Source organism: uncultured Granulicatella sp. (assembly GCF_963515095.1).
Lineage (GTDB): Bacteria > Bacillota > Bacilli > Lactobacillales > Aerococcaceae > Granulicatella.
In genome coordinates this window covers 1-14,715 of the sequence record NZ_CAUPXD010000034.1, presented here as the reverse complement: position 1 = coordinate 14,715, position 14,715 = coordinate 1, and the positions used below count along the sequence as shown (strand labels likewise).

The 14,715-nt window shown below is 34.3% G+C and carries 12 protein-coding genes; all 12 read left to right on the top strand.

What is annotated here, in order from left to right:
- Nucleotides 1–387: 387 nt before the first annotated feature.
- A complete protein-coding gene (locus RWL86_RS07410; RefSeq protein WP_314078443.1) occupies nt 388–1,524 on the top strand; it encodes an amidohydrolase in 1,137 nt (378 codons plus the stop codon).
- Nucleotides 1,525–1,529: 5 nt separating this feature from the next.
- Nucleotides 1,530–2,210, top strand: coding sequence for an NAD(P)H-dependent oxidoreductase (locus tag RWL86_RS07405; RefSeq protein ID WP_314078442.1), 681 nt, complete (start codon nt 1,530–1,532; stop codon nt 2,208–2,210).
- Nucleotides 2,200–2,373 (top strand): hypothetical protein, encoded by a 174-nt coding sequence (locus RWL86_RS07400; RefSeq protein ID WP_314078440.1) that lies wholly within the window; start codon nt 2,200–2,202, stop codon nt 2,371–2,373. The genes RWL86_RS07405 and RWL86_RS07400 overlap by 11 nt, the downstream gene beginning before the upstream one ends.
- Before the next feature lie 254 nt (nt 2,374–2,627).
- Entirely contained in the window at nt 2,628–3,971 is a 1,344-nt protein-coding gene (locus tag RWL86_RS07395) for a carbohydrate ABC transporter substrate-binding protein (RefSeq protein WP_314078437.1), read from the top strand.
- 162 nt (nt 3,972–4,133) lie between these two features.
- Nucleotides 4,134–5,018 carry a carbohydrate ABC transporter permease gene (locus RWL86_RS07390; RefSeq protein WP_020991217.1) on the top strand — a complete coding sequence of 295 codons (885 nt, stop codon included), beginning with the start codon at nt 4,134–4,136 and terminating at the stop codon, nt 5,016–5,018.
- Nucleotides 5,019–5,028: 10 nt separating this feature from the next.
- The gene (locus RWL86_RS07385) at nt 5,029–5,910 is read left to right on the top strand and encodes a carbohydrate ABC transporter permease (RefSeq protein WP_006703782.1); all 882 of its coding nucleotides are present in this window, start codon (nt 5,029–5,031) and stop codon (nt 5,908–5,910) included.
- A gap of 15 nt (nt 5,911–5,925) precedes the next feature.
- The gene (gnpA, locus tag RWL86_RS07380; protein WP_314078434.1) at nt 5,926–8,157 is read left to right on the top strand and encodes a 1,3-beta-galactosyl-N-acetylhexosamine phosphorylase; all 2,232 of its coding nucleotides are present in this window, start codon (nt 5,926–5,928) and stop codon (nt 8,155–8,157) included.
- Nucleotides 8,157–8,330: a DUF6903 family protein gene (locus RWL86_RS07375; RefSeq protein ID WP_006703780.1), complete on the top strand. Its 174-nt coding sequence runs from the start codon at nt 8,157–8,159 to the stop codon at nt 8,328–8,330. Before gnpA ends, RWL86_RS07375 begins: the two co-directional genes overlap by 1 nt.
- 555 nt (nt 8,331–8,885) lie before the next feature.
- Nucleotides 8,886–9,362 (top strand): MarR family winged helix-turn-helix transcriptional regulator, encoded by a 477-nt coding sequence (locus RWL86_RS07370; protein WP_314078431.1) that lies wholly within the window; start codon nt 8,886–8,888, stop codon nt 9,360–9,362.
- Entirely contained in the window at nt 9,359–11,095 is a 1,737-nt protein-coding gene (locus RWL86_RS07365) for an ABC transporter ATP-binding protein (protein WP_314078429.1), read from the top strand. The genes RWL86_RS07370 and RWL86_RS07365 overlap by 4 nt, the downstream gene beginning before the upstream one ends.
- Nucleotides 11,088–12,833, top strand: coding sequence for an ABC transporter ATP-binding protein (locus RWL86_RS07360; protein ID WP_314078427.1), 1,746 nt, complete (start codon nt 11,088–11,090; stop codon nt 12,831–12,833). The genes RWL86_RS07365 and RWL86_RS07360 overlap by 8 nt, the downstream gene beginning before the upstream one ends.
- 303 nt (nt 12,834–13,136) lie before the next feature.
- The coding region (locus RWL86_RS07355) for a YSIRK-type signal peptide-containing protein (protein WP_314078424.1) at nt 13,137–14,715 on the top strand (1,579 nt) is incomplete at its 3' end.

Genomic DNA, 14,715 nt, shown 5'->3' with positions numbered 1-14,715 from the left:
ATTTTGTACATTTTTAAATTCCCGAAAGTGTGCATTCTTATAGTAGCATTTATAATTATGAGAGTGCGTTTAGAATTAGACTTCTTATACTGTAGCAATGGACGGCAGCTTCGCTAAAGCGAATCTCGTGTTACGGTAAGAAGTCTATTCTTTTCTTGGCGGTGGAAGATGAGAGAACGTTTAGAATAACGAGGAAGGGAATAGAAATGGATTTTTCTGAAGTAACCAAGAGACCCGTAGGGGCTACTTGCGTCCACCATTACATTAGATAAAATCCATTTCTATTCCTGTAGTATTTAAAGCATGAGGATAGTTAAGCGTTTCCTAATGTTTTTTTACTTTGTTTGTAGTAAAATAAAATCAAGTGATTTTCAAGAGGTGATTGTTATGAAAGAAGAATGGATTCAAGAAGCGGTGAAAATCAGACGTACTTTACACCGTTATCCAGAATTATCCGAACAAGAATTTAAAACAACTGCATATATTCAAGAAAAATTAACAGAATGGGGGATTTCTTATCGTCCTTTAAAAACACCAACAGGTGTTGTTGCTGAGATTGGTACAAAAGAAGGTTTCGTTATTGCGCTTCGTGCAGATATGGATGCATTACCGATTCAAGAACAAACGGATTTAGACTATCGTTCAGAGCATGATGGAGTGATGCATGCTTGTGGGCATGATTTTCATACAGCTAGTTTATTAATGGCTGCGAAAATTTTAAAAGAAAAAGAAGAAAGCTTAAATGGAAAAATTCGTTTTATTTTCCAACCAGCAGAAGAAATGAATCGAGGTGCGCGTGCTTTAATTGCTGAAGGTGTATTAGAGGGAGTCGATGCCATTATTGGTTTCCATAATAAGCCTGAATTGCCTGTTGGAACAATTGGCATTAAATCTGGGCCGCTAATGGCAGCTGTGGGACAATTTTCTGTGGAATTAAAAGGTGTAGGAACGCATGCGGCAGCTCCACATAATGGGAATGATCCGATTGTTACTGCATGTCAAATTATTACGAATTTACAAGCAATTGTAAGTCGTCATGTTTCCCCGTTGTCACCTGCTGTATTAAGTATTTCTCATATTGAAGGTGGAAATACTTGGAATGTCATTCCAGAGCGTGTTTTCTTTGAAGGAACAATTCGTACTTTTTATAAAAAAGATCAAGATAAAATTCGCAGTTTAATGGATCATATGGTACATCAAATGGCTGCTGTTTACGGACAAGAAGCACATATGGAATGGATTATGACACCTCCAGTAGTAGATAATGATGAAGAAGTGACTAACATTGTAAAAGAAACAACAGAACAATTTGCTACAGTTGTGACTCCTGAATTAACATTGGGAGCAGAAGATTTTGCGAATTATATGGAATATGTTCCAGGATGTTTTGCCTTTATCGGAACAGGTTGTCCCTATGAATGGCATCATCCATCTTTTCTAGTAGATGATGCAGCGTTACAATATGCGATTTCTTACTTTGTAGAAAATAGTCAAGCTTTACTAAATCAATATAAGAAAGGGTAAATTTAATGACTAAAACACTAATTATTATGAGTCATCCTGAAGTAGCTCAATCCTCTTCCCAGCAATTTTTACTAGCGGCCATTAAAGGAGAAGAACAGATTCAAATTCGTCATTTAGAATCGATTTTAGCAGAGCAAGACAATAATCATTTTGATAAGAGAATAGAACGAGCTTGTCTTCAAGAAGCAGACAGAATTATTTTGCAATTTCCATTTTATTGGTATCAATGCCCAAGTGTGATGAAGCAATGGATGGATGAAGTGCTAACCCTGAATTTATCTCAAAAAAATAAGGAGAAAGAACTGGGAATTGTAGTTATAGTAGGTGCGAAGAAAGAGCGATATACAGCGGGTGGTTCAGTAGGATTTGGCATCGAAGAGTTACTGAGACCTTATCAAGCACTTGCCAATCAATTAGGATGGGAATATCAAACTCCATTTGTCATTTATCAATTTCAATATTTACCTGAAACTCAAAAGCAGCAGTTACTAGTGGATTATCTGTACTATTTAGAAAATGGTTCGCATCATTTTGGTGAAAAAGAAAAATGGATGTTGGAGAGAATGACGAACTATGAAAATACTTATACGCAACAAGTAAGAGAGTGGATTGTAGAGTTGAAACAAGAAAGAGAAGAATTAGTAATGATGCTTTCAGAAATGGGGAATGAAGCAGATGGATTCTAAATGGATGGAAGAGGAAATTGCTACTTGGCAAGAAGAATGTCAAGATTATAAAGAACGTGCTTTTTTAGAAGCTTGTAAACAATTATTGTTGGAACAACAACAGCGAGTGGATCATTATAAAGCGCAATTGGATGGACAATTATGGAGTCCGAAAGAGTGGTAACCATTCTAAAAATAAGAATTTTACTAATTGATTAAAAAGTATATAGAAAAAATATAAACCATTTACAGGAAAGAATTCGATTTATAAGATAATCAGATTCTTTCCTGTTTTCATTTTAGATAAGACAATATTTTTATAAAACATAGCAATAAAATAGTTGTGTAAACGTTTTATCCATAGTATTATGATTTCGAGGTAAAAAAAGAATAACCTTTCGAAAATGAAGAATTTTCGAGAAAACAGGAGGAATATTTATGAAAAAGAAATTAATGTTATCAAGTGCAGCGTTATTAGCGACTGTTGGATTAGTAGCTTGTAATAATAAAACAACAACTACTGACAAACCTGCAGAAACTAAATCAGGAGAAAAGAAAACTCTTAAATTAGCAGCTCTTGAATCAGGTTATGGTAAAGAAATGTGGCCTGAGTTAATCAAAGCTTATGAAGAAGCAAATCCAAATGTTAAAGTTGAATTACAATCTAGTAAAGAACTAGAAGATGAACTTTCACCAAAAATGAAAGCGGGAGATTTCCCAGATGTTGTAATGTTAGCATTAGGACGTAAAAAAGCTTTACCAGAAACATTAATTAAAGAAAAAGCTTTAGCAGATATCTCTGACTTATTCGATATGAAAGTATACGGAGAAGATAAAAAAGTTTCTGAGAAATTATTAAATGGAGTTTTAGGTTCTACAGTTACTGACCCATATCGTGATGGAAAACACTACTTAGCACCAATGTTCTATGCTCCAACTGGTTTATTCTATAACCAAGGCTTATTCGAACAAAAAGGCTGGGAAGTTCCAAAAGATATGCCAGCTATGAAAGAATTAGCAGAAAAAGCAAAAGCAGAAGGAATCTCATTATTTACTTATCCAACAACTGGATACTTAGATAGCTTCTTCCCTGCATTATTAGCAAATGCTGGTGGCGTTGACTTATTCAACAAAGCAATGAGCTATGAAAAAGGAATTTTTGCTTCTGAAGGAGCAACTAAAGCGTTTAATGCATTAGGCGAATTAGTGAAAAATGTTGAACCTTCAACAGTAGCAAATGCTAACCCACAAAGCTTTACTAAGAACCAACAATTATTATTAGATAACAAAGCTTTATTCATGCCAAATGGTACATGGGTAGTTGGAGAAATGAAAGATGCTCCTCGTGCTGATGGATTCAAATGGGCTATGAATGCTGCTCCAGCAATCGAAAAAGGTGGCAAACGTTTCGTTTACTCATTCTTCGAACACATCTGGGTTCCAGAAGCAGCAACTAACAAAAAAGAAGCTAAAGAATTCTTATCATTCTTATATTCTGATAAAGCAGCAGCAATCTTTGCTAAACACAATGCTGCTCAACCAATTCAAGGTGTAACAAGCAAATTACCTGCTGAATTACAAAGCTTATACAAAGTTGTAGATGAAGTAGATGGAGTTATCAATGGTAACTTTATTGCTACAAAACCAGTTGAAGGTGTGAACATGAAAGAAACATTATACGGTCAAATCGACTCTGTAGCATCTGGTCAAAAATCTGTAGCAGATTGGCAAAAATCAGTTGAAGAAGTAAGCCAAAAATTAGGTGCGGCTGTAGAAAAATAATTCTTCAACTAGTTTGAATGGATAGAAAAGGAGCTGGGAAAAGGGGCTCTTCCGGAAAGATAAACTCAGTTTTAAGTAGTTTCAGAGTTCCAAGAGTTTTCTTTCAGGAGGTAGCCATTCCCAGCTTTATTTTATACTTAAATAAAAGATAGGAGCATGAAGATGAATAATCGTCGGAAAAAAGAGCGTGCTGGATTTATCCTAGCATGTATATTACCTGCCATTATATTATTTCTTACTTTCTTAATTTATCCAACGATTGAAGTGTTCAGAATGTCCATGTATCGTTGGGGTGGATTTTCAAAGAACAAACAATTTGTAGGGTTTGATAATTTTGTAACTTTATGGAAAGATGAGAATTTTTCAAGAACAATTCAAAATACGATTTTATTAATTGTTATTGTAACGATTGTAACAGTTGTTTTAGCAGTGTTATTCGCATCAATTTTAACAACTGAAAAAATTCGAGGAAATAACTTCTTTAGAATTATTTTCTATATTCCAAATATTTTATCAATCGTAGTTATTGCTGGTTTATTTGCAGCGATTTATGATCCAAATGGTGGTTTATTAAATGCCATTTTACCAAAAGCATTGGAACGTTTATGGTTGGGAGACCAAGGAGTTGTCATTTATTCTTTAGCCTTTGCCTTAATTTGGCAAGCAATTGGGTATTATATGGTAATGTATATGGCTGGGATGGCAAATATTCCATCTAGCTTATATGAAGCAGCTGATCTAGACGGTGCAGGAAAAATTGGTAAATTCTTCAATGTAACATTGCCGTTAATTTGGAATAGTATTCGTACAACATTAACATTCTTCATTATTAGTACGATTAACTTAAGTTTCTTATTAGTACAAATTTTAACAAATGGTGGTCCAGATGGTTCAACAGAAGTATTCTTAAGCTACATGTTTACTCAAGCTTATACAAACTCTTCCTTTGGTTATGGTATGGCAATTGGGGTAGTTGTATTTATCTTCTCATTTGGATTATCAGGTATCGTGAGTCACATTACAAAACGTGACATTCTAGAATATTAGGAGGCATATTATGAAAATGCAAACTCGTTCATTTGAACGCTTATATAAAGCATTTATTTATGTAGCGTTAATTACATTAGCCATTTCCATTATTGTGCCTGTTGGTTGGGTATTTGTCGCATCAATTAAGCAAAATAGTGAGTTTTATGGTAGCCCATGGACAGCACCTAAAGGATTTTATTTCCAAAACTTTATTGATGCTTGGACAAGTGCAAAAATGGGAGATTATATGTTAAATTCTGTTATTGTAACAGCATTAGCATTAATCATTTTAGTAGCTGTTGCGATTCCAGCTGCTTATGTATTAGCAAGATTTAAATTCCCTGGAAGCAAACTCATTAATACACTTCTAAAAGGTGGATTATTCATTAACGTAAACTATATTGTTGTTCCAATCTTTTTAATGCTACTAGATTGGGATAAAGGATTAAAATCATTTGGAATCGCAAATGGCTTCTTCTTAAATAATATTTTTGTACTTGCAGTAGTTTATGCTGCTACATCATTACCATTTACAATTTACTTATTATCAAACTTCTTCAAAACTTTACCGACAACATTTGAAGAAGCAGCAGCTATTGATGGTGCAGGATATTTTACAACAATGTTCAAAGTTATGACTCCAATGGCTAGACCAAGTATTATTACAGTAATTTTATTTAACTTCTTATCATTTTGGAATGAATATATTATTGCATTAACATTAATGCCTGGTAAAAATCAAACATTGCCAGTAGGGTTGAAAAACTTATTACAAGCACAACGTGGTGCAGCGCAATATGGTCAAATGTACGCAGGGATGGTATTAGTAATGTTACCAACATTGATTCTATATATTCTTGTTCAAAATAAATTAACACAAGGAATGACCTTAGGTGGTTCTAAAGAGTAGGAGAGGAGAAACACCATGAGCAAAACGAAGGGACGTTTAACATTACCAAGTCAAGCTAATTTTTTGAAAGAAACAAAAGAATTGATTGAACGTTGGGGAGCAGATGCCATTCGAGATAGTGATGGTACTAAATTAGATGAAGCAACAAAACAATTAGATGCAAAAATTTATACAACTTATTTTGTTGCAAGAAATCATAATGAATTTGCTGAAAAGCATATGGAAGAATGCCAACAAATTTATGTGATGTCTAAATTCCATCTAGCAACTTCAAGTGAATTAGAAATTCCATTTATGGATGGATATTTTACAGATCAAGTTCAACCAGATTACGTTCATGATGAAAAATTATATTGGGAAGTCATCGACCGTACAACGGGGAAAGTGGTTAGTGTTGAAAATTGGGTATTAGATAAAGAAAGAAATATTGTTACAGTTCATGGAGCAGAAGCTTTTCATGAATATACGGTATCATTTTTAGTATATGCTATTTGGGATCCAACTCAAATGTATAATCATATTACAAATAATTGGGGAAACGTTCCACACGATATTCCATTTGATGTCCGTCAACCGGCTTCTAATGAATATATGCAAACTTATTTAAAAAATTGGCTAAAAGAAAATCCAGATACAGATGTTGTACGTTTTACAACTTTCTTCTATCACTTCACATTGATTTTCAATCAATTAGGAAAAGAAAAATTTGTAGATTGGTTTGGATATGGAGCTAGCGTTTCTGTAGCGGCTTTAGAAGCTTTTGCAAAAGAAAAAGGCTATCGCTTAAGAGCGGAAGATATTGTGGATGAAGGGTATTATAATTCTACATTCAGAACACCAAGTAAAGCTTACTTAGACTATATCGACTTTATCCAAAAATTTGTTGCAACAGAAGCGAAAAAATTAGTAGATCTTGCACATGATGCAGGAAAAGAAGCAATGATGTTTTTAGGGGATAACTGGATTGGAACAGAGCCTTATGGAAAATATTTCAAAGAAATTGGTTTAGACGCAGTAGTTGGTTCCGTAGGGGGCGGAGCAACTTTACGTATGATTTCTGATATTCCTCATGTGAAATACACTGAAGGAAGATTCTTACCATACTTCTTCCCAGATGTATTTAGAGAAGGAAATGATCCAACCATTGAAGCGAATAAAAACTGGTTATCAGCAAGACGTGCAATTATGAGAAATCCAGTTGACCGTATTGGATATGGAGGCTACTTAAGTTTAGCATACCAATTCCCTAAATTTGTTGACTATATTGAACAAGTAACGGATGAATTTAGAGAGATTTACGATGTTGTAAAACATACAAAACCATATGTTGGTTTAAAAGTTGCTATTCTAAATGCTTGGGGTAAATTACGTACTTGGCAATCTCATATGGTGGCACATGAATTACCATATAAACAAATTTATTCGTATTTAGGAATTATGGAAGCATTAAGTGGTGCCAGTGTTGATGTTCAATTCATTAGCTTTGAAGATATTTTAACAACAGATATCTTAAAAGACGTAGATGTAATTATTAATGCTGGTGATGCCGGAACTGCATTCAGTGGTGGGGATGTTTGGAAAAATCCAGAACTACTAACTAAAATTCGTGAATTTGTATATAACGGTGGAGGATTTGTTGGAGTAGGAGAACCGACAGCTGTTCACCATCAAGGTAGATATTTCCAATTAGCAGATGTTCTAGGGGTAGAACGCGAAATGGGATATAGCTTATCTACTGATAAATATTTTACAAAAGAATTAGACACTCACTTCATTACAGAAGATATTAAAGATGTACGCAAAATCGATTTCGGAGAAGGAATGAAGAACGTCTATGGATTGACTGAAAATACAGAAGTATTAGAATTCAGCAATCCAAAAGTTTCTCAAGAAGTAGAAGGTATTGTAATGCCAGCAAATGCTGAAGGAAAAGAATTTGGTGAAATTCATTTAGCAGCTAACCCTTATGGAAAAGGTCGTGGAGTATATCTTGCAGGTTTACCTTATAGCCCAGAAAATACAAGATTATTACTTCGTGCATTATATTATGCAGCTGCTAAAGAACAAGAATTCAAAAAATGGTATTCTTCTAATTTATCTGTTGAAGTACATGCATATCCTGAAAAAGGCTTGTATGCAATTGTCAATAATACAAATGAAGCACAAGAAACTGAAGTTTATGATGGCAATGGAAACTATGAAACAGTCATCATGAATCCAAGTGAAATTAGATGGGAGCATATGTGATGAATCCAAAAGTTAGAATATGGATACGAGTAGTCTTAATCATTGTCTTCTTAATTATGTTAATTAAAGGACATCAAATGGTTGGAAAACCAGGAGTTGCCACAATGTTAGTAGCTCTAGTAGGCTTGTTAGCTATATTATGGGATTATAACCGTCCATATAGCAACTCGTAAAAAGAAAATAAAGAAGAAAAGGACAAGGACAACAGTTCTTGTCTTTTTTGTTTAGATAAATGCAAATCGGTACGAAACAGTGAGGGAAATACTATTCGGAAGTAGCCAGCCATGATGGATGATGTTATAGGGAAAATTTGAGACCTTAGGCTCGAATTTTAGGAATGAGACCGACAGGTCTGCTGCCGACCTTACTACTTCGTTGTTATCTTAAATACACGTAAAAATTGTATATCAATGAGGAAAGAAATTTTTCACCGTAGCAAAGGTAAAAGACCAAAGATCATGGCGTCCAAATACTACAGTGACACGTTAAACATTACGAAACAGTGAGGGAAATACTTTTCGAAGTAGCAGAAATAAAATTAGCCATACTTCGATGACTGATTTTATAAGGAAAATTCGAGACCAAGGCTCGAATTTTAGGCATGAGACCGCAGGTCTGCTGCCGACTTTGCAACTACAAAAAGTATTTCCCGAGCGACATACATAGGTTGACTACCTACCTTTTCTCTGCTAAACTTTTAATAAAGTAACAGAGAAAGGAGAGATTGCATGACAACCAAACAAATTTTTGACGATATTCTCAAATTATTTTTAAGAATTGAACATCTAAATGTTTTCAGAAGTATTGCCCCTAATCTCACAATACGGGAAAACAATGTCTTAGTTCTCTTATATTATTACGAATCAGAATTTGGAAAAACACTAACCATTAAAGACATTAGCTGCTTTTATGAAATTAAATCTTCAACAGCCATCCAATTCGTCAATTCATTAGAAAAACATGGGTATATCGTTCGTATGAATGATCCAAAAGATAAACGAATAACACTAGTAACTTTGACAGATTATGGAAAAGAAGTTGGGAAAATTATTACTCAAAAGAATAATGAATTGGTTCAAAAAATATTAGAAACTCAAGAAAAAGAAGAATTGGAACATGCTTTTCAAGTTATCCACAAAATGATTAATACGATTGAAAGTATTCCAATCGAAACACTCTCATATAGAAAGGAAGAAACTAAATGAAACAAATCATGAATCATGTTCGTAGATACCGAGCATTATTGGCAGGAATTGTGGTTTTAACGATTCTACAAGTGGGTTCGAGTTTATTATCTCCAACGATTTTAGCTTCATTAGTAAGTAATGGGATTTTAAAACAAAACCAAGTAGTAATTTTACAACAAGGAGGATTGATGTTACTAACTTCGACTTTAGATTTAGTGTTATCAATTTTAGTCGTTCGTTTTATCGGGAAATTCTCTGCTGGATTATCAAAAGATTTACGTTTGAGTATGTTTACAAAAATTCAACATTTCTCAACACAAGATTTCCAAAAGTTTGGAACATCTTCTTATATTAATCGTACAACAAGAGATATTCAAAGTTTAGCTCAAACATTAGGGTTCTCAATGAGTATGGTATTAATGGCTCCATTAATGTTGATTGGGTCTATTATTCTTGCTGTTCGTATGAATTTTACATTGTCATTAGTATTATTAGGATCCATTCCATTTTTAGGAATTGTAGGCGCACTATTAGTCAAAGCAGTCTCAAAAGACTTTACCATTATGCGTCAAATGACGGATACATTAACACAAATTATTCGTGATTCATTAACGGGTATCCGTGTGATTCGAGCTTTTAATAAGAGCGAGTATGAAGTAGAACGTTTTAATCAAGTGAATGAAAAGTATCGTGAATTAATCTTCGGTATGTATATTAAATTTAGTTTAATTATGCCATTAATGATGATTACGATAAATTTTGCGAATTTAGCAGTTGTTCTTGTAGGAGCTCATTTAATTCAAGCATCTCAATTAGAAGTGGGAGCTTTAATGGCAGTTATTCAATATTCTGTTCTTGTATTAGTAGCGTTATTATTGCTATCTTTTATTTTCATTATGATTCCTCAAGGGCTTGTAGCTGCAAAAAGGGTCAATGAAGTATTAGAGCAAGAAAATATTCAAACATTTGTTACTGAAGATTATGGCTTAGAAAAAATTGAGACAGTAGAATTTAAAGATGTTTCTTTTAAATATGAAGGAGCAGAAAAAGCAATGCTAAACCATGTCGACTTCACGGCAAAAGTTGGCGAAAAAATTGCGATTATCGGTTCGACTGGTGCAGGTAAATCTACTCTAGTGAATTTATTAATGCGATTCTTAGATACAACTACTGGAGAGTTGTTAATGAATGGTGTAAATATTAAAGAATTTACAGAAAAAGAACTACGTGAGCAAATCGCATTCGTCCCTCAAAATCGTATGTTATTTGAAGGAAGTATTCGAGATAACTTAAGATTCGGAAATGAACATGCAACAGATGAAGAAATGATTCAAGCATTAAAACAAGCAGAAGCGTGGGAATTTGTTTCTAGTTTAGAAGAAGGTTTAGATGCACACGTAGAGCAAAAAGGAGATAATTTCTCTGGAGGACAAAAACAAAGATTGTCAATTGCTCGTGCATTAGTAAAACAGGCTTCTATTTATGTTTATGATGATAGCTTCTCTGCATTAGATGCGAAAACAGAAGCAAAACTTCGTGCGAATTTAGCAGAAATTAATCAACAATCGATTATTTTTGTCGTTGCACAAAGAATTTCATCCGTAACAGATGCAACTAAAATTATTGTATTACATGAAGGAAATGTTGTTGGAATTGGAACTCATGCTGAATTGAAAGAAAGTAACCAAATTTATCAAGAAATTATGAATTCTCAATCAAGTTTAGAAGAAATGGAGGATACTGATGAATAAAACTGTCTTAAAACGATTATTAAGTTATTTAAAGCCTGATCGTGTGATTGTTACGATTGTACTAGTAGTATCCCTTGTTTCAGTCATTTTAGATGTACAATTACCTAAAATTTTAGGGGATGCAACGACGTTAATTAGTGAAAGTTATATTGCCTCTAATTATACTTCAGTTGATTTAGAAGGAGTTTTTGCGATTGCGAAGACTTTAGCGGTTTTATATCTTTTAGCAGCTGGATTAAACTTTTTAGGAAAATATTTTATGTCTCGTGTTGCTAGTGATATTATTTATCGATTACAAAAAGAAATTGATGAAAAATTTACACGTTTACCAGTTCGATATTTTGATGAGCAATCAAGAGGGGACTTATTAAGTCGTGCAACAAATGATATTCAAACCATTGATGATTCTTTCTCACAAGTATCGAATCAGATTTTTACAACTGTTCTGACGTTCTTTGGGATTATCATTATGATGTTTACGGTTAATATTCCATTGGCGATTATTGGATTTTTAGGAATTCCTCTTTCTCTATTTATTATTGGATTAATTGGGAAGAAGTCTTCTACAGCATTTGCAAATCGTCAAGAAACTACAGGACGTTTAAATGGTTATATTGAAGAATATTATGGCGGACATGAGATTGTAAAAGCGTTCAATTATGAAGAACGTTCGCAAGCAGAATTTCAAGCGTTAAATGATGAGTTATATGAACATGCTTGGAAAGCGCAATTTTTTGCAGGAATGATGTTCCCAATTTCTCGTCTAATTAATAATATTGTTTATGTATTTGTGGCAATTGTCGGTGGATTATTTGCTTCACAAGGAATGATTGCGATTGGTGGAATACAAGCGATTTTACAATATATGAGAAATATTAGCCAACCAATGGGAGATGCAGCCAATATGATTGGACTAACACAATCTATGTTAGCAGCAGCTGAGCGAATTTTTGAATTATTAGATGCAGAAGAAATGGAAGAAGAAGGCGATAAAGAAGAACTTCCAGCTATCGTTGGAGATGTTCAATTTAAGCATGTTTCATTTGGCTATACTCCAGAAGTAACGTTAATGGAAGATTTGAATATTGATGTTAAAGCAGGAGAAACAGTAGCGATTGTAGGACCAACAGGTGCAGGTAAAACAACTGTGATTAATTTATTAATGCGCTTCTATGATACTACAAGTGGAGCGATTGAAATCGATGGACATAATATTCAAGATTATAAAGTCGATTCTCTTCGTTCAAAAGTAGGAATGGTATTGCAAGATACTTGGTTATTTAAAGGAACGATTCGAGAAAATATTCGTTATAGTCGTCCAGATGCAACGGATGAAGAAGTCGTTCAGGCGGCAAAACAAGCATTTGCAGATGATTTTATTCGTAAATTACCGGATGGATATGATACGTACATTACGGAAGAAACGGATAATATTTCTGGAGGGCAAAAACAATTATTAACGATTGCTCGAGCGATTTTAGCTTCACCTTCTGTTTTTATTTTAGATGAAGCGACATCGAATGTGGATACGAGAACGGAAATGCAAATTCAAAAAGCGATGGATCATATTATGGAACATAAAACTTCGTTTGTGATTGCGCATCGTTTATCAACGATTCGTAATGCGGATAAGATTTTAGTGATGCAGAAGGGGAATGTGATTGAGCAAGGGACTCATGAAGAGTTGCTGGCAAAACAAGGATTTTATGATGGTTTATACCGCGCGCAATTTGAGTAAAACTGGACTTCTCTTGAGTAGCAAAGGACGGCAGCAGCTTCGCTTTAGCGAAGCTCATGCCTATGCTACGGCGAGAAGTGCTTTTTCATTCAAAAATGGAAGGATGAGTGTATCGACTTCAAATGGAGTCGGTATTTTTTTATATATTATTTTAAATAACCTGATATTTTTATGCCTGAAAATATGAAAAAATGTTGAATTTTTCGAAATGTAACCGTTTTTTTTTTTTTTCTTGAATTTACAATGCGGGAGAGTATAATGAAGATGAAATAAAATACAATCTAAAGGAAACAGGTGAATTTTATGAGAAAACAATGGAATAGTGTGCAACGTTTTTCGTTGAGAAAATTTTCAACAGGGTTAGCTTCAGTATTGTTAGCTACAATGTTCATGAGTCAAGGAGTTATGGCTCAAACTAATGAAGCAAGTGAAAATCCTAAGAATACAGAAGAACTAGTAAAACCAGATGATAATGCTCTATCAACCGTTCAGCCAAAAGCGACTGAAGGTATTGCGCCTAAAAAAGTTGAAACACCAGAACGACCAAAACCAACAACAACTCTTGAAAAAGAGAAAATAGAAGAACCTAAAGTTACTTTTGATACAACTAAATTAGAAGCGTTAATAAAAGAAGTAGAAGGATTAGAATTAGAAAAATATACAGAAGAATCTGTGAAAGAATTAAACGTAAGACTTTCGAAAGCAAAAGATACACTTGTTAATGCAAAAAGTCAAAAAGAAATTGATTCTGCTTACAATGCGTTAGTTGGATATAAAAACTCTAGTTTAAAACGTGTACCTAAACTAGAAGAAAATAACACTCCTAAACCTGACACAACAGGTGGTAAAGAAACAGTAGGAAAAAAAGCTGAAAACACAGAACCAAATGGTACGAATATCGCAGGGCATAACCATAGCTTAGCGGGGACTACGCTTCCTGTAGGTAGTGGGTTTAGAACTGCGCCAGCGGGAGACGTTACCTTTTATCTTTTAGATGGAAGTATGGAAACAGAGGCGGGAAGAGCCCCAGATGCACGTTATATATTAAAGTTCAGAAGAGGTCAAGGTTATATACCGCAATACAGCAGTGCTACTACTACTGGTGCTTATCTAGATTATACTGGGCAAAGAAGGGAAGGAGAATTTATACTTCGTACATTTGCAACTAGAGGAAGTAATGCGGAGGTAGGTACTTATGATTTTCGTTTACGCTTTACGGATTCTAAAACTGGGGAAGTTTATGTTGATCAGACTCTTAAGGTAAATGTTAAACCTAATAAACCAACTGTAACGGTGGAAAATTTGGAAAATGCTGCAGGTAAACGAGCTGTAGTTAAATCAACAGCGAGAAATTCTAGTGATTCTGTTGTTGAATTTTATTTAAACAACATTAAAAAAGCAACAATTACTGCTGTAAACGGAAATGCTAGTTGGACACCGGATGAAGCATTACAAGCTGGAGATCAAATAACTACTAAAAATATAGCTAGAGACAGAGAACGTATACCAGCTACTTATGGTGGAGATATTAATGTAGAAAGATCTACATCAGACATGAGTAATGCAGTAACAATACCAGTACCAACAACGCCAACGGCAGACAAAGCAGCGTTGCAAGCAGAAATTGCTCGAGAAACAGAAACGAAAGCAACAGCACAATATAAGAATGCAGACCAAGATAAGAAGGAAGCGTATGACCGAGCTTTAACAAAAGCAAAAGATGTAATGGCAGATGGAGCAGCATCTCAAGAAGAAGCTAATACAGCGAAGACAGCGTTAGAAGGTGCTCGAACAGCTTTAAATGGTCAAGCAACGAATAAGGCTGATTTGCAAGCAGAAATTGCTCGAGAAACAGAAACGAAAGCAACAGCACAATATAAGA